Below are 15,983 nucleotides of genomic sequence, written 5' to 3' on the forward strand. Positions count from 1 at the left end.
CCGTTAATGGATAGCTAACCAGCTGCTGATATGCTGATGCAATTCGTTATCGATGAAACCCACGGTCATATGGTGCCGCCCCGGCGCCATGATGAGCGTGCGAGTTTCAGACTCGAGAGGTAAATAGGCTTCATAGGGAGCAATCGTATCTTTGTCGCTGGCGATTAAGAGTGCCGGAACCTCGAGTTGCGGCAATAGTCGCAGTAAGTCAGTGTCAGCAAGCTCAAGATCTTGCCGACGCATGGCGCCGATGACTCCCTGCCTAACCGTATCGCTACTCATCAGCTTGCTCAACCGCGGATAGATCTCAGCCAGTACTGCTTCTGTGGCTTGATCCATGGGTAACATGGGCGCAAACAACATAAGCCCGGCAACATCTTTGCGTTGCCGGGCGACATTCGCAGCGGCGACACTCCCCATCGACTGACCCGCAATGTACAGCGGACCTGGTTTTTCACGCTGCGGCAAACTATCGAGCAGAGCGCTGATCATGTCAGCGTCACGTACGCCAAATCCCGTCTGCTCCACCGTCGATTGTCCATGCCCCAGCAAGTCAGGCACAATCACATGGTAACCAAGGAACATAAAGTAGGCCGCTAACATGCCCATTGCCGACTTATCGACACTATAACCGTGAAGCAAAACCATCGTGCCCTGATGCGGTAGAACCTCTTCGCGGGTAAGATTTAGCTGGTAAATTTCAATACCGTTAGCGGTCTCAAACTCAACATCAAAGTTCAGCGTCGCCGGGTCTTCAGGTGCTTCAGTTAACGTCAGGTGATAAGGCTTGCCATACAAATAGCCGGTGCAGCCGCCAAGAAAAGGTAAACAAAATTCGCGGGTAGCGAGTTGCAGTTCGCGCAACATATCCGCCGTATTTTCAGGCATCGAGGCCGCACTTGGCCGCATCGACAAGCGTTCTTCTACAATCGCAGCACATCCTAAAAGCACGGTGCTCGCCAAGGCGAGCACCAGCATTTGAAAGCCTCTTAACATTGTTCGATCTCATGGAACCTGGATGAGATCTACTATATAGCGAATCTATTCGCTCGCAACTACTGGTTGCGGGTTTTGCACCAGTGCTTGCTCAAGGTCGGCAATGATGTCATCAGGATGCTCAATACCCACGCATAAACGAATGGCTTCAGGTTTCACACCCACCTGTAACTGCTCTTCTTCGCTTAACTGACGATGGGTGGTGGAAGCCGGGTGGCATGCCAGCGACTTGGCGTCGCCGATATTCACCAGGCGTTTAAATAATTTCAGCCGATCATAGAATTTTACGCCGGCGTCGTAGCCGCCTTTTAATCCGAAGGTTAGAAGTGACGCAGGCAGGCCGCCACGGATATATTTTTGCGCCAGCTCATAGTCGCTGTGATTCTCGAGGCCTGCGTAGTTTACCCAGGCGACTTCCGGGTGGTGCTGCAAGAAGTTCAGCACGCGCTCAGTATTCTGGCAATGACGCTCCATGCGTAACTCGAGCGTTTCGAGCCCCTGCAAAATTAAAAAGGCATTGAACGGCGATAATGCCGCGCCAGTATTACGCAGCGCGACGGTACGCACCCGCGCAATAAAGGCAGCTGCCTCAAAGGCCTCAGTGTAAACCACCCCATGATAGGCCGGTTCGGGTTCGTTAAACTGCGGAAATTTGTCTTTGTGCTTGACCCAGTCAAAGCGCCCACCATCGACAATCAGACCGCCAATCGTAGTGCCATGCCCGCCAATATATTTCGTTAATGAATGCACAATAATGTGCGCGCCCCATTCAAGCGGGCGACACAGGGCAGGTGAAGCCACGGTATTATCGACCACCAACGGAATACCATGTTGTTCGGCCAACTGACTGTACGCCTCAAGGTCAGCGATGGTGCCTGCCGGGTTACCGATGGTCTCGCAATAGAGTGCTTTGGTGCGCTCGTCCACCAACGCGGCCAGATCCTCGGTGGCTTCTGAGGCCGCGAATCGCACCTCAATGCCAAAGGCCGGCAGCATATGCGCAAACAAAGTATAGGTGCCGCCATAGAGCTGCGGCGTGGTGACAATATTATCACCCTGGCTGGCCAGCGTAATCAGGGCGTACTGAATGGCTGCCATACCCGAAGCCACAGCCAGTCCGGCAACGCCTCCTTCAAGCGCCGCGACGCGCTGTTCAAGCACATCATTGGTCGGATTCATAATCCGCGAGTAAATATTGCCCGGTACGGCAAGGTCAAACAAATCGGCGCCGTGCTGGGCGTCGTCAAAGGCATAAGCCGCCGTCTGGTAAATCGGGGTAGCGACCGCCTTGGTGGTGGGGTCGGTTTCATAACCATGGTGAATGGCAAGGGTTGCAGGGCGATAGTGATCTGACATAGCAGGCTCCAGTAGTTTTAACCGCTGTTGGACTTTTAAACGTTTAGACGTCCATACTAGCTAAAAAACTGTTAGCTGCAACCTCTTTTTTCAGACGTGATGATTAAGTCTGGCGATCAGTTGCAGCACATCACTGTGGACCCCAGCTGCAGTCACTTCCGGACCGGCACCCGGGCCCTGAATCACTAACGGATTTTCATCGTATTGACGACTGCGTAAGGTAAAGTTAGCGTTTCCTGCCGGTAGCCGGGCATACAGCGAACTTTCATCAATGGCTTTTAATTCAGTCCCGCCGCGCAACTCTCCGTTTTTGCCGCGTTCAATAAACCCCAGATAGACCCATTGCTGTGCCTGCGGGGCGGTGCGCTCACGCCATGCATCAAATGCCGCATCAAGCGCATCACCCTGGTCCATAAATGCGTCCGTTTCAATCTCGCGCAATGTCTCGGGCACCCGATTTTGTATTTCCAAGTCAGCAAGCTGCAGTGGCCAGCCTGCCTCGCGCGCAAGAATCACTAATTTTCGCGCCACGTCCATACCGCCCAGATCAAGGCGTGGATCCGGCTCGGTCAGCCCCTGCTGCTGCGCCTTGGCAATCCACTCGGCAAGACTATCGCCACTGCGGTAATTTTGAAAAATCCATGACAGCGAGCCAGACAGATTGCCCTCAATTCGGATAATTTCGTCGCCACACCTACAACGTTCGTTCACCGCCGATAAAATAGGTAGACCTGCGCCTACCGTCGTGTTGTACAGCCAGTGCCGCTGGTACTGCTGCCGCACGCGGTGCAGCTCCTGGTATGCGTCGAGTGCACTTGAGCCGGCGTATTTGTTGGCCGAGATCAAGTGGGCGCCAGCGGCCAGCCACGACGGGTAACTCCGACTGATCGATTTTGCCGCGGTAAGGTCCAGCACCATGGGCCGCTGGCCCCGTTGGCAACTTGCCCGCACCCAGGTTTCGACCGAATCAGCATGATAGTCCTCGCCTTGTGCCTGCAATTGCGCACGCCAGTCAGCTAAGGCAATACCACGGGGTACCTCGAGCCTGCGGGTACTGCGAAAAAGCGCGGTGACGCATGCCTGTGAATCCAGCGATAACTGCGGGGCAAAGTGCTCAAGCCAATAACTGCCAATGGTGCCAACCCCGACCACGCCGATTGCGATCTCCGCCTGACTCATGCAGCCTCCAGAAAATGTTTTAGTTGCGGCCCGTAGGCAGCGGTATTCAGGATAAAACCGTCGTGGCCATGGGCTGTGGCAACCGTTTCATGGCCATAACAATGTGGTAATAAAGAACATAATTCGGTAAGCAGATGCGATGGGATCAGAATGTCGCCGTCAAACCCGACCACCAATGTTGGTTGCCGCAGACGCTGCGGCGCTATACGAAACCGATCTAACGCCGGGCCGAAGTGGGTAAACAGCTGTCGCGCCTGCGCAGGATTACGGGCAACCAGCTGTTGCGCACGCTCGTGCATGTAATCTACCGCCCGAGCACCGTCCGGAAAGCGTGTATCAAGTCCTACCGCGCCGCGGTAACTGAACATCGCCAGCGCGCGGGCCAGGGCCACGCCCTGCTGCGCCTCACCCGCGTTATCGGCAAGCCGGATAAAGTCGCGTTGCAGGCTGCGTAACATGACTGCCTGGGCACTCGGCCGGTGGCTTGCGGCAATCACTGCCAGGCGCTGCACTGCTAAGGCCGCACTGGTGGCCAGCGCCATCGCCACGCAGCCACCAAAAGAGCCACCAATCACCGCGTGAAATTGTGTCAGTCCCAGACGTTCAAACGCCCGCGCAATCGCATCTGCGTGTTCCTCAACCGTGCTCGGTACCTGTGCACAGGAACTTTCGCCCATGCCGCCGAAATAATCCAGCGTCCAGAGCTGGTAATCGAGCAATCCGGCATGCTCGACCAGGCCGTGCCACCAGCCCTCACCTTTTCCTTCGTAGACCCGCCGGCCGCCGGAGATGCCGCCCAGCAACAATACCGCCGGGCCATCGGCGCAGCCCTGCCGACGCAAGGCTAAGCTGCCCTGCTCCAGTTTGATCTGATGATCCTTATACGCAAACGACATAACGATATGTTTTAACTAAGTGGTTGAACCGAATGTAATGACACCGTCGAACAAAGTCAATATGGACGTCTATACATCTAACTTACTAAGATAGGCTATCGAGCACATTTACTTGTTAAACGCCGCTTTTTTTTCGATAATCAAAACACTTTTAAATGCCAGAAAGGGCCTGCTAATGCCATCCTTTGACATTGTTTCTGAAGTCGATCGTGTTGAATTAAAGAATGCCGTCGATAACGCCAAACGTGAACTTGACTCACGTTTTGATTTTCGTGGCGTCGATGCCCGCATTGAGCTGAACGATCTGACCGTGACGCTGGCGTCCGAGTCAGACTTTCAGGTGCAACAGCTGTACGATATTTTTGCCAATCACTGTGCCAAACGAAATCTGAGTCTTGCTGGTACTGAGACACCAAAAGAACTTGAGCATAGTGGTAAAACCTACAGCACTACCATAACCTTTAAACAAGGTATCGACCAACCCCTGGCGAAGAAAATCGTCAAGCTCATTAAAGACAGTAAGTTAAAAGTTCAGGCAGCGATTCAGGGCGACAAAGTTCGGGTCACAGGCAAAAAGCGCGATGACTTGCAGCAAGCTATGGCGTTGTTGCGTGAGTCAGACATTGAACTACCCTTACAATTTGAAAACTTCCGCGACTAACGGCGTATTCACTGCTTAAGACTACGGGATCGGGCACATGGATGAAGCGGCATTACTGAAAAAACTACCGGGGATAACCTATCAGCTACAATACGATGCGCAGGGTAAGGCACGCTTTACTTTTCTCTGCGGACCGGTGCAGTCGCTGCTGGGGCTCGAAGCGGAAGCGCTCAAAGAGAATGCTACCGCTTTTTTCGCCGCGATTCCTGCTTCTGATCGTGAAACCCTACTGCAAGATGCGATTCTGGATGCCCGGCAAGGTCGCGACGGGTATCACCCTTTTCGTTATACCCGCCCCGATGGACGCGTGTTACGGCTTGATGCTCACCACAGTGCTGAGGAGCTCGGCGAAGGCAGGTGGCAATGGACCGGCTACCTCGTCGAAGGCAATTACCGCCACACCCTGGAAGACGCATTAGCAGCCAGCGAGCAAAGGTTTGAAACCTTAGTCAAAAACGCCAGTGATATCATTTTCACCATTGATGGCAATGGCATCATTGGGTACTTGTCGCCTAATTACGAGTGGTTGGTCGGTGACGCTCCTGAAGACACCATTCATCAGTCATTTGTGGCGGTCGTTCATCCCAACGACGCGGCCAGCTGTAACGCTTATATTCAGTCCATTTTATCGGGCAGTCCGGCGGCCCGCGACATTGAGTTTCGCGTGCGTCACAGCGATGAAAAGTGGCACTGGTATACCTGCCGCGCCTCAAAAATTGCCGGGCACAATATACAGCCGGATTATCTACTGGGCATTGCCCGGGAAATTACCGAGCAGCGCCAGCAACGCGAAAAGCTGGCCCGCATGGCGCGCGAGGACATGCTCACCAGTTTGCCTAACCGCGCCTATTTCGAGGAGCTCTTCGAGCAGACACTGGCGCTAAGCGCGCAACAGCAAAAAGCATTAGCCGTGCTGTTTATTGACCTGGACCATTTCAAGGCAGTGAATGATACCCATGGCCATAGCATTGGTGATCAACTGCTGATTCATGCTGCACGGCGCATTAAATCCTGTCTGCGTGATGCGGATGTGGCTTGCCGTGCCGGCGGCGACGAATTTGTGGTGCTTACCAATAATTTTGCCGATAGCAGCATGGCCCGGCAGATTGCCGCTTGTATTGCAGAGCGCATTCGCCAGGAGTTGGCGCAGCCCTTTTCTGTTGAGCAACTACAATTGACTATTTCAGCCAGTATCGGCATTGCTATATTCCCTGAGCATGCCGATAGCGCCAGTGATTTATTGCGCCGCGCCGACCAGGCCATGTACGCTGCAAAACTCAAGGGCCGTAACCGGGTGTTGATCAGCGACCCTGAAGTCCTCAATTCAGACAAGCGTTAAAGCAACCCCTACGACCAGCCAGATCACCGCCAGTACCGATAAGGTACGCATTAATAATTCACTCCATGACGGACCACCATGATCATGGTGATGGCCCTCATCCTGTGCCTGTTGCTTACGCCAGAGCACATAGAGCAACGCACAAGTTACCAGCAAGCCGATAATATTCAGGAAAAAGCCATAGTTAAGCTGAAAATGATCGCGTTCGGCAATTTTTTCCAATGCCTGATGGTCCGGGAGTAAGTCGAAAGCCAGTAAGCCGTAATGCATCAGCAACGAAGCGGCGACCAGACAAGTAAATAGCATCGCGGTGATATAAAGCGCCATTTTCCAGCCATAATAGCGGGCGTTAATGCGCAATACCGGCAGTACCACGAGATCGGAGAATATGAAGGCCATCACACCAGCAAAAGCGACGCCTTCACCAAAAAGGACTGCGGCCAAAGGTATATTCCCCATCGAACCAATAAACGTAAAGAAAGCCGCGATAGGGCCCACCACCGTTTGCTGTAAGACTTCTAAAAAGCCTAAATCACCACCGGCAGTGCCAGCGCCCTGAAATAGCCAGGCGAAAAATGCCGAGGGGACAAAAGCCGAGATAAGGCCAGCAACGGTGAAGCCGATAAGTACGTCTTTCCATACCATCTGCCACTCCATCACATAGCGCCGGGCAACCATCTGCCATAACTCAGGGTCGGTGAAATCGCCCCAGTGGCGGAGTGGGTATCCCTCTTCGTCCTCGTCACCTTTTTCCTCGTCACGCGCTTGTTTGATTAGCTGCGTGGGCCGCGTCAGTTTGACAAACAACCAGGCAAAGGCAATCAGCAAAACGCCACCCAGGTACTCACCGAGTACGAACTGCCAGCTTAAGAACACTGCAATCACAAAACCCAGCTCAATGACCAGGTTGGTCGACGCCAGCATAAATGCCATCGAGGCGGTGAACGCCGCACCTTTGTTAAACAACGCGCGGGTAGTTGCTAACGCAGCGAAACTGCAGGAACTGGAGATAAAACCAAAAAAGGAGCCAAGTGCTACTGACTTAAAATCGTCATCGCCCATCACTGAGCGCATTTGCCGCCGCGTCACCAGCACCTGAATCAGGCTACTGATAAAATAGCCCAGCACGAATGCCCAAAGCGCCATCCAGAAGAAGCCCAGACTGGTCGTTGCCGCTGCTTGCCAATTTGCCAGAAAGTCATGCATCTCGGGTATCCTTTTGCGTGATTTCTCTAAGGTATTGTCTTTACTGCTAATTGGTATCTCGGATTAACATAGCATACTATGAACATTGATTTCAGCGAGCAATAGCGCAACGACAGAGGTGATTTATGAGTGAACATTGGCAAGCACGACGTTCAGGACCTTCCCCACAACGACCTGGCGACCGCCGTACGCCGTGGCAACGGGATCGCGCCCGGGTGCTTCACTCAGCTGCTTTTCGCCGCCTACAGTCAAAAACACAAATTATGAATGTTGGCGAAAATGACTTTTACCGTACGCGCCTGACCCACTCGTTGGAAGCAGCGCAAATTGGTACCTCACTGATCAATCAACTTGAGCATGTCGGTAGCGCAGATGAGCGTAGCCTGCTACCCGATCTCAATCTGATGGAAACCCTGTGTCTGGCACACGATATCGGTCACCCACCCTTTGGCCACGGCGGCGAAACCGCACTTAATTTTAAGATGCTCGCTTCCGGTGGCTTTGAAGGCAACGGTCAGACGTTTCGTATTGTCGGCAAGCTCGAGGCGTACCACGAGAACCATGGCATGGACTTAACCCGGCGCGCGCTGCTGGGGTTACTCAAGTATCCGGTACTGATGCCACCGTTAACGGCACCCGACAGCCTGCAAAATCCCGGCAGTCTGGCCAAATGGAAGCCCGCCAAAGCGCTGTTCGCCTGTGACGCCGACCTTCTCGATTGGGTATTAGAGCCGTTATCTGAACAGGACCGTACCTTATTTCAGCAGGTCGACCAGTTGCGGGCATCGCCCTGGCAGCGCTCAAAGCACAAGAGTTTCGATGCGTCGTTAATGGAGTTAGCAGATGATATCGCCTACGGCGTGCATGATCTTGAGGACGCAGTGGTCACCGGTACTTTGTCAGAACAACAATGGCATCGTCATTTGGATCGCGTCGTCAGTCAGCTTGACGGCGCACTGAGCGAACTTATGCAACGTCTCGGTCGGCAATTGTTCTCGCCCCAGCACAGCGTCCGCAAAGACGCTATCGGCGCTTTAGTCAATATTTTTGTGACCGCCGTGCAGGTCAAACAGACGCTACCCGATGCCAGCGAGCCACTGATTCGCTTTAATGCGGTGCTGCCCGAGGCCGAGCGCTTCTTACTGGACAGTTTAAAAGCGGTCGTTTTTGAGCATGTCATTAACCAGCCGTCGATTCAGCAACTACGCTATCGCAGCCAGACCATGCTGCTGAATCTGTTCAGTGCCTTCCACAATGAGCCGCTGCGACTGCTTCCCCATAATACCCGCACTCGCTGGCAGGTGGCTTTCGACGATCAGGGCCAGATAGGAGCTGATCGTGTGTTATGCGACTACATTGCAGGCATGACTGATGAATACGCGCACCGCATGTACCGGAATCTTTTTGTCATCTGAGAGGCCCGCTAACGCGGGCTCTGGTCAGCAATCCACTCCAGTAATTCTGCCAACGGCTGCGGCCGACAAAATAAGTAGCCCTGCATCAGGTCGCTGCCATGCTCAGTAACGAACTGAGCCTCGGCTTCAGTCTCAACGCCCTCAGCAATCGTGCGCACTCCCAGTTCTCTGGCAATCATCAGAATACCCCGGGTAATCGAAGAATTACGCTCAGTACGGTAAATACCTGAAATAAACGTCCGATCAATTTTAATCCCATCAACAGGCAACTGATTCAGGTAACTCAAGCTTGCAAACCCGGTACCAAAGTCATCAATGTTGACTTTCAGGCCCAACTCTCGCATCTGCTCAATTAAACGTATGATGTGCTTACTGTCGCGCATGAAAACATTTTCGGTAATTTCAATCACAAGCTGCCCCGGCGAAATCTGATGTCGGCGAAGCGTCTGTTGCACATCCTCGATGAAATCGTCGCGATAAAACTGCAATGGCGAGAAATTTACATTAACACTTTCAATGCCAGCAGCGACCAATGTCGCAGCGTCCTGACATGCCCGATCAAAGACCCAGTCAGCAATCGCAATAATCTGCCCGGTCGACTCTGCCAGAGGGATGAAATGACCCGGCGCGATATAACCTTGTTCAGGGTGCCGCCAGCGGACTAAAGCTTCGACCTCACGCGGTCTCCCACTGGCATCAACAATAGGCTGATAGAACAGTTCAAATTGCTCTTTCTGAATCGCCTCCTGCAACTGTGTACGCAGTTCCACCTGTTGCTGCATGTCAGCATCCAGGTCCGAGCTGTACCAGTACCAAGAGCTGCCGCCACGACGCTTGGCTTCGTACATGGCTACATCGGCGCGTTGAATCAGTTCGACCGGCCGCTGAAACGGCACGCTGGAATCGGCAATGCCGACTGTAGCCGATAGCGAGACCTCCAGCTCATCAAGCCGATAAGGGGTATGAAACTGAGCGATTAACCGGCCGACCAGCAGACTGACCTGTTCGCGCTGCTGAACGCTGGTAATCACCGCAACGAATTCGTCGCCACCAAAGCGCGCCAGCATATCGCCGTCGCACATCTGCTCTTGCAAGCGTGCAGCGGTTTCTTTCAATATTCGATCGCCAACCGCATGCCCAAGGCTATCATTAATTGGCTTAAAGCCATCAAGGTCAATAAACAGCACAAACACCAGTGCGGCCTCGCCATCTGCCCGAGCAGTCAGACACTGAGACAGGCGAGTTTCGAGCGCGCTGCGGTTAGGAAGCCGAGTCAGAACATCGTGCTTCGCCAGGAACTCCAGCGCCTCTTCACGCTCCACCCTGTCGGTGATGTCGCTCAGTAAGCCGACGAAATGGGTGACCCGTCCACCATCGCGCACCGGCGAAATAAGTAGATCGCTCCAAAATGGCGTACCGTCTTTACGGTAGTTGCGAATGGTTACACGTACTTCATTACGCTGTTGCAGCGCCTGATGAATTTTTTCCGCATCGCGCTGATCCGTGCCGGGTCCCTGCAGAAAATTACAGCTGCGCCCAAGAATCTCGCTGTCGTCGTAATAGCCGGTTATTTCTTTAAATGCAGGGTTAGTATAAATAATCGGTTGATCTGGTAGATTCGCCTCAAATATGAGTACGCCGTTAGTACTCGACTCCACGCTACGCTCAAGTAATTTCAGTTGCGACTCATTGCGACGCTGCACCGTCATATCTTTTGCAATACCATGCACCCCGGTTATCTCGCCATTAATAATAATCGGCATATTGGTGACATCCAGATGGCGTAATTCGCCTTCAGCGTTAAAGATTTTTATTTCATAGCGTTGCGGCTTGCCCGACCTGGCAGCTTCAAAGTGAGCGCGCGTGCGCTTGCGGTCAAATTCGGGGACCACGAGTTCGTAATGCTGGCCAATGACCTCCATCTCATCGTGGCCAATCAAAGCTGCGCCAGCACGGTTGAGGCTCATAAAGTTGCCTTCGAAATCGAGGGTAAAAACAGCTTCTGGGTTATAGCTAAATAATGAGCGATTATGTTGCTCACTGCGTTCGCGCTGCAGGCGGTCATTATGTTGATCGATGACCAGGGCAACGAGATCACGGCTGCGCTGCAACAAATCAAGCTCACGCAGGCAGGGTTCGCGGCGACGCTTAAAATAGACGGCAAGGGTACCAATCACATTTTTATGTGCTGGCGACAATACCGGATAGGACCAACAGGCTTTTAATCCGAAGCGTTCGTTGAGTTCGGCAAAGCGCTCGAAGCGTTGATCCAGCGCCATATCCGCTACAATCACAGGAATTTTTCGGTAGGCGGCAGTGCCACAGGCCCCCACCCCATCAGCAACAGGCACGTCCTGTAATTCGTCGACAAACGCCTGCGGCAGGCTCAGCGCAGCGGTGGCGTTAAGTTCACGCTTGCGGTCGTCAACCAGCATGACTGCGCAAAGCGCCCCGTCAATTTGATCCTCAATCAGCGCGCAAATATCGGTGAGCTTGTCTTCCAGTGATTTATTTTGCGCCAGTGAGGCAAGGGTACGGAATTTTGCCGAGACCAGGCGCGCCAAGCGCTGCCGCTCACGCCATCCGACCCACCAGCCAATGGCAATACAAGCAACGGACAGTAGTAATCCGTAGATCAAAAACTGATACTGCCACTCCAGCTGTTCGAATAACAAAGCCTGTCCTTATCCGCATCTAGGCAGCGGAGCGATGATAACGATAGCGGTGCCAGGCCAACCCAAGGACCATCAGCAACAAGCCGACGAACACCGTTTCAGTATTTAGCATGATCGCCAAAGCCAGACAACCGATTAAACCCAGCACTGACCAGAGCTTATGAATAAAGCGTTGTTGCGGCGCGACGTTCAGGGCTGCGATATTGGTAATGGCGTAATACACCAAAACCGTAAAGGCGCTGAAAGTCCAGGCCAGACGAATGCCGCCGAACCCGGCAATAATCATCATTACCAGCGCGGTAATCAGGGTCGCCCGTGGTGCCGCCGTGCGTAAACTATTCAATTGTGCCCAGCTATGTGGCAAATCTCCGCGCCGTGCCATCGCCAGTACCACCCGCGAGACGCCCAGGACCAGATTCAGGGTAACCCCTAACATGGCCAGAATCGCACCGATAAAAACCACATCTTTTTGCCAACCGGCAGGCATTAATTGCGTAAGGATAAAGTCCTCACCAATAAAGAGCGGCTGGCGCTGCATCAGTCCCCACGCCACTGCAATGTAGAGCAAGGTGACAATCACCATAGTGACAATGATCGCCCGCGGAATGATGCGTCGCGGTTCACTGACCTCTTCTCCCATTGTCGCAATACGGCCATAACCGGTATAGGCCACAAAAAGCAGCGCAGCGGCGGCAAGAAAATCACTGACGCTGACCTGGGTGTACTGAACCGACGCCGAAGGTGGCGGCGCTTCCGCTGCCCAGAACACAAATACCGCTAAACTTAAAAACGTCAAGGTGATCAGTAAAGCATTCACTTGGTTTGAGCGTCGTAACCCCGCCAGCACCAGCGCTGTAATAAACGCTATCATAACGATGGCCATGCTGATCACCGCCCACTCCGGCCAGTTTAGATACTGATTGACAAGCCACGCGCTGGCCAGCGCCGCTGCAGCGGCTGAAGCACTTTTTGCCGCAATAAATAACCAGCCGGCAAGAAACCCGGCATCGTGACTCAGAAATTTATAACCATATTCGTAGGTGCCACCACTCACTGGATGCACGGCCGCTAATTGAGCACTCGAGAGGCCGTTGCATAAAGCGACAAAAGCCGCCAGCACAATGGCATATAGCAGCCAGTCAGCCGCCAGATCATAACCAAAGCCAATACTCACAAAGGCGCCGGTGCCGATAATTGAACCTAAACCAAGAACGATCGCTCCGGAGAGTAAGGTCGAACGCATTAATTGCGGGTGAGTCATAAATTCCTCTTGGATTTTAATAGTCTTAGTCTTGCTATTATCTGAATAAAGCCTAGCAAATGGTTGTCATTTACGCTTACTGACGACCGAAGGATCCAGAATACCAAAATGCATGTAATCATAGATGAACAAAACATGATTACTGCTCTTGGAACGATATGACGTATTACAAAACCGGCTTGGTGTGGCTGCAAAATGATTTACGACTTGACGACCACTCATTAATCAATAAGGCTGCGAAAGAGTGCGAGCACTTACTTTTCATTTACTGCGTCAACCCGAAATGGTTTACCCACAATCGCTATGCCTTGTACAGTATTGGCGCTCACCGCTGGCGCTTTCTGTTCGAATCTCTGACGGACTTCAAAAATCAGCTTGCGGCGCGTGGACAGCAGCTGCTTTTAAGTCATAAAACTCCCCTGCACGCATTCGCAGAGGTATTGAGTCAGGTGCCGGTGGATGTGGTCTATAGTAGTCAGAACGCAGGTTTTTATGAGCGCACCTATCAACAGCTCATACAGCGCCGCTATCCACTGATAAAGCATCATTATGAGCCAACCGCGACGCTTTGGGCGGCGAGTCAGTTGCCTTTTACACTGGCAAAGCTTCCGGAAACATTTTCGCGCTTTCGCCGGACTATTGAGCAGCATGACTTGCGCGCGCAGATTCCACCAGCCACACCCGCACCAGCGCGGCTGCCCCCGCCGCCGCCAAGCGCAAGCGCCTTGCTGAAAGGCCATGACGGTGCCTTACCCGCCATTACAACTGCGATCCATGAGCAGTTTCAAGGCGGTACGCAGGCAGCGCTAAAGCATCTGCAAAGTTACTTTGCCGGTTCAGCTCCACATACTTACAAAGAAACGCGCAACAGTCTTGAGCGCTGGTCGGACTCCACCAAGTTCTCGCCCTGGTTGGCAAATGGTTCCCTGGGCGTTCGACAACTCCACGACGCGCTACTTCAGTACGAGCAGCAGCATGGATCAAACGAGAGCAGCTACTGGATTTTCTTCGAGCTGCTCTGGCGCGAGTATTTTCAGTGGTACGCTCATCATCATGGCACCAAGCTTTTTGCTTTCGGCGGCATTACGCAACGCCGGCCGAACACCAGTTTTTATGCAGCGCGCTGGCAGCAGTGGTGCAGCGGCACCACTGCTTATCCCATTGTGAACGCCTGCATGAATCAACTCAATGCTACGGGCTATATGTCCAATCGTGGCCGGCAATTGGTGGCCAGTTGCTTTGTCCATGAGTTGGGACTGGACTGGCGCTACGGTGCCGCTTTTTTTGAACAGCAACTGATTGACTATGACGTTGCGTCAAACTGGGGAAACTGGCAGTACCTGGCAGGCGTCGGCGCAGATCCGCGCGGTCATCGCCGCTTTGATCTCGATAAGCAGACCGGTTAGTACGATCCAGATGGCGCATTCATCGCGCGCTGGCAAGGTGAGGTCGAGGCGCAACCCGACTGGATCGATGCAGCGGACTGGCCTATTACCTAGCTCCTTGCGGACAGTGCTCGATCCGCTTTGCAGAAATTGACCATTGCCTCCCCCCCCTAAACCCCGCTACTATCAAAGCGGTTTTGCTTTTACCAAGTGCTAAAAAATAAAAAGGTAAACTCATGAATAAGTTTGCAAAAAGTCTTCTTGCGATGCTGCTCATCAGCAGTGGTAGCGCACTCTATGCGGCCGACAGCATGTTCAGCCAGGGGCGCAGTATCGCATCGGCGGAGCAGTTTTCGGTGCTCAGTTACAAAGATCGCGTTGCGGCTGAAAACCAGATGCTAACGCCGCGGCTCAACGAACTTCTGCCACAACTAATGGCCGCCACCAATATCGATATGTGGCTGATCATCAATCGCGAGTACGCGGAAGACCCCATTTATTACACTTTAGTACCGCAACCGACCTTTGCCGCACGTCGCACCACCATGCTGGTGTTCTACCGCCAAGCTGATGGCAGCGTGGAAAAATTATCCGTGAACCGTTACCCGCTGGGCGAACCTTATGAGTCGGCATGGGCCGGTGGTGATCTCGATGCGCAATGGCAGGCGCTCGCGCAGTTGATTGCCGAGAAAGACCCACAGCGCATTGGGATAAATGTTTCGCGGGACTGGCCCGTGGCTGACGGCCTGACCCATGGCTTACATCAGCGCCTGCAAGAGGCTTTACCCAGCGAGCTGGAGCAGCGGCTGGTATCAGCCGAAGACCTGGTCGTACGTTGGGTGGAGACCCGTAGCGCCGAGGAAATTGCGGTCTACCCACAGGTCGTCGGGCTTGCCCGTGGCGTCATTGCCGAAGCCTTCAGTAATCGAGTCATTACCCCTGGTGTGACAACCACAGAAGACGTCGCCTGGTACATCCGTGAGCGTTTTGCTGAATTGCAACTGCCGGTCTGGTTTATGCCTTATGTTACCTTGCAACGCAACGGCCAGGGCTGCACCGATGAACAGCCTTTCTGTGGACAAAGCGGCAAAGTTATACAGCGTGGCGATGTGATTCACACAGATGTAGGTATTTGTTATCTCAAACTGTGTACAGATACACAGGAAATGGCTTACGTACTGCGCTTTGGTGAAGAGGAGGTTCCGGCAGAAATGCAAACTGCACTAGCGGTGGGTAATAGCTGGCAGGATCATCTGACAAATGCGTTCGCGGTCGGTCGCACCGGTAATGAAGTACTCGAGGCTGTCATTGCCAAAACCACCGCCGAAAGCATGATCACCAGCACGTATACGCATCCACTGGGCTTCTTCGGGCACGCGCCGGGGCCTACCATTGGTATGTGGGATAATCAGGGACCGACCGCCATTCGTGGTGACTGGCCGATTTATGCCAACACCGCGTATGCAATTGAAGGCAATGCAAAAGTGCCGCTGGCGATGTGGGACGGCCAAAACATTCAGATTATGCTGGAACAAAGTGCATTGTTTGACGGTGAAAAAATCATTTATCTGGCCGGTCGCCAAACGCAGTGGCATGTTATCCGTTAATAAGGAA

11 protein-coding genes and 1 pseudogene are annotated in these 15,983 nt (G+C 53.2%); 5 read left to right on the plus strand and 7 right to left on the minus strand.

Annotated elements, in window-relative coordinates:
* Positions 1–3 precede the first annotated feature (3 nt).
* The 4 genes from CWI71_RS00660 to CWI71_RS00675 all read right to left on the minus strand — a co-directional run bounded on the left by CWI71_RS00660 (position 4) and on the right by CWI71_RS00675 (position 4,427).
* On the minus strand, positions 4–996 hold the full coding sequence (locus CWI71_RS00660; RefSeq protein WP_126753318.1) for an alpha/beta hydrolase: 993 nt from the start codon (positions 994–996) through the stop codon (positions 4–6).
* Between the two features lie 45 nt (positions 997–1,041).
* Positions 1,042–2,352, minus strand: a complete 1,311-nt coding sequence (locus CWI71_RS00665) for an O-acetylhomoserine aminocarboxypropyltransferase/cysteine synthase family protein (protein ID WP_126753319.1) — start codon at positions 2,350–2,352, stop codon at positions 1,042–1,044.
* A 90-nt stretch (positions 2,353–2,442) separates the two neighbouring features.
* Complete coding sequence (locus tag CWI71_RS00670) at positions 2,443–3,531, minus strand: hypothetical protein (RefSeq protein WP_126753320.1); 1,089 nt, start codon at positions 3,529–3,531, stop codon at positions 2,443–2,445.
* Positions 3,528–4,427, minus strand: coding sequence for an alpha/beta fold hydrolase (locus CWI71_RS00675; RefSeq protein ID WP_126753321.1), 900 nt, complete (start codon positions 4,425–4,427; stop codon positions 3,528–3,530). The genes CWI71_RS00670 and CWI71_RS00675 overlap by 4 nt, the downstream gene beginning before the upstream one ends.
* Positions 4,428–4,602: 175 nt before the next feature.
* On the opposite strand from CWI71_RS00675, the gene CWI71_RS00680 reads away from it, so the two are divergent.
* The gene (locus tag CWI71_RS00680) at positions 4,603–5,088 is read left to right on the plus strand and encodes a YajQ family cyclic di-GMP-binding protein (RefSeq protein ID WP_126753322.1); all 486 of its coding nucleotides are present in this window, start codon (positions 4,603–4,605) and stop codon (positions 5,086–5,088) included.
* Positions 5,089–5,125: 37 nt separating this feature from the next.
* On the plus strand, positions 5,126–6,427 hold the full coding sequence (locus tag CWI71_RS00685; RefSeq protein WP_126753323.1) for a sensor domain-containing diguanylate cyclase: 1,302 nt from the start codon (positions 5,126–5,128) through the stop codon (positions 6,425–6,427).
* On the opposite strand, the gene CWI71_RS00690 is transcribed toward CWI71_RS00685, so the two are convergent.
* A complete protein-coding gene (locus CWI71_RS00690) occupies positions 6,413–7,633 on the minus strand; it encodes a permease (RefSeq protein WP_126753324.1) in 1,221 nt (406 codons plus the stop codon). The two genes, CWI71_RS00685 and CWI71_RS00690, sit on opposite strands and share 15 nt — an antisense overlap.
* A 125-nt stretch (positions 7,634–7,758) precedes the next feature.
* On the opposite strand from CWI71_RS00690, the gene CWI71_RS00695 reads away from it, so the two are divergent.
* On the plus strand, positions 7,759–9,048 hold the full coding sequence (locus CWI71_RS00695) for an anti-phage deoxyguanosine triphosphatase (RefSeq protein ID WP_126753325.1): 1,290 nt from the start codon (positions 7,759–7,761) through the stop codon (positions 9,046–9,048).
* Positions 9,049–9,056: 8 nt separating this feature from the next.
* Here CWI71_RS00695 and CWI71_RS00700 read toward each other — a convergent pair whose 3' ends face one another.
* Both CWI71_RS00700 and CWI71_RS00705 read right to left on the minus strand, forming a co-directional pair.
* Positions 9,057–11,723, minus strand: coding sequence for an EAL domain-containing protein (locus CWI71_RS00700; RefSeq protein ID WP_126753326.1), 2,667 nt, complete (start codon positions 11,721–11,723; stop codon positions 9,057–9,059).
* A gap of 19 nt (positions 11,724–11,742) precedes the next feature.
* A complete protein-coding gene (locus CWI71_RS00705; protein ID WP_126753327.1) occupies positions 11,743–12,984 on the minus strand; it encodes an APC family permease in 1,242 nt (413 codons plus the stop codon).
* 158 nt (positions 12,985–13,142) lie between these two features.
* On the opposite strand from CWI71_RS00705, the pseudogene CWI71_RS00710 reads away from it, so the two are divergent.
* A pseudogene (locus CWI71_RS00710) lies at positions 13,143–14,483 on the plus strand (DASH family cryptochrome).
* Positions 14,484–14,605: 122 nt separating this feature from the next.
* Positions 14,606–15,976: a M24 family metallopeptidase gene (locus tag CWI71_RS00715; protein ID WP_126753328.1), complete on the plus strand. Its 1,371-nt coding sequence runs from the start codon at positions 14,606–14,608 to the stop codon at positions 15,974–15,976.
* Positions 15,977–15,983 lie beyond the last annotated feature (7 nt).

The sequence above is a fragment of the Pseudidiomarina insulisalsae genome, from assembly GCF_003987065.1.
In the GTDB taxonomy this organism is placed as follows: domain Bacteria; phylum Pseudomonadota; class Gammaproteobacteria; order Enterobacterales; family Alteromonadaceae; genus Pseudidiomarina; species Pseudidiomarina insulisalsae.

What these genes read in the sequence shown, in the direction of transcription:
- CWI71_RS00665 (WP_126753319.1), bottom strand. Translation starts at nt 2,352, where the DNA reads ATGTCAGATCACTATCGCCCTGCAACCCTTGCCATTCACCATGGTTAT.
- CWI71_RS00690 (WP_126753324.1), bottom strand. Translation starts at nt 7,633, where the DNA reads ATGCATGACTTTCTGGCAAATTGGCAAGCAGCGGCAACGACCAGTCTG.
- CWI71_RS00705 (WP_126753327.1), bottom strand. Translation starts at nt 12,984, where the DNA reads ATGACTCACCCGCAATTAATGCGTTCGACCTTACTCTCCGGAGCGATC.
- CWI71_RS00675 (WP_126753321.1), bottom strand. Translation starts at nt 4,427, where the DNA reads ATGTCGTTTGCGTATAAGGATCATCAGATCAAACTGGAGCAGGGCAGC.
- CWI71_RS00685 (WP_126753323.1), top strand. Translation starts at nt 5,126, where the DNA reads ATGGATGAAGCGGCATTACTGAAAAAACTACCGGGGATAACCTATCAG.
- CWI71_RS00695 (WP_126753325.1), top strand. Translation starts at nt 7,759, where the DNA reads ATGAGTGAACATTGGCAAGCACGACGTTCAGGACCTTCCCCACAACGA.
- CWI71_RS00680 (WP_126753322.1), top strand. Translation starts at nt 4,603, where the DNA reads ATGCCATCCTTTGACATTGTTTCTGAAGTCGATCGTGTTGAATTAAAG.
- CWI71_RS00670 (WP_126753320.1), bottom strand. Translation starts at nt 3,531, where the DNA reads ATGAGTCAGGCGGAGATCGCAATCGGCGTGGTCGGGGTTGGCACCATT.
- CWI71_RS00715 (WP_126753328.1), top strand. Translation starts at nt 14,606, where the DNA reads ATGAATAAGTTTGCAAAAAGTCTTCTTGCGATGCTGCTCATCAGCAGT.
- CWI71_RS00660 (WP_126753318.1), bottom strand. Translation starts at nt 996, where the DNA reads ATGTTAAGAGGCTTTCAAATGCTGGTGCTCGCCTTGGCGAGCACCGTG.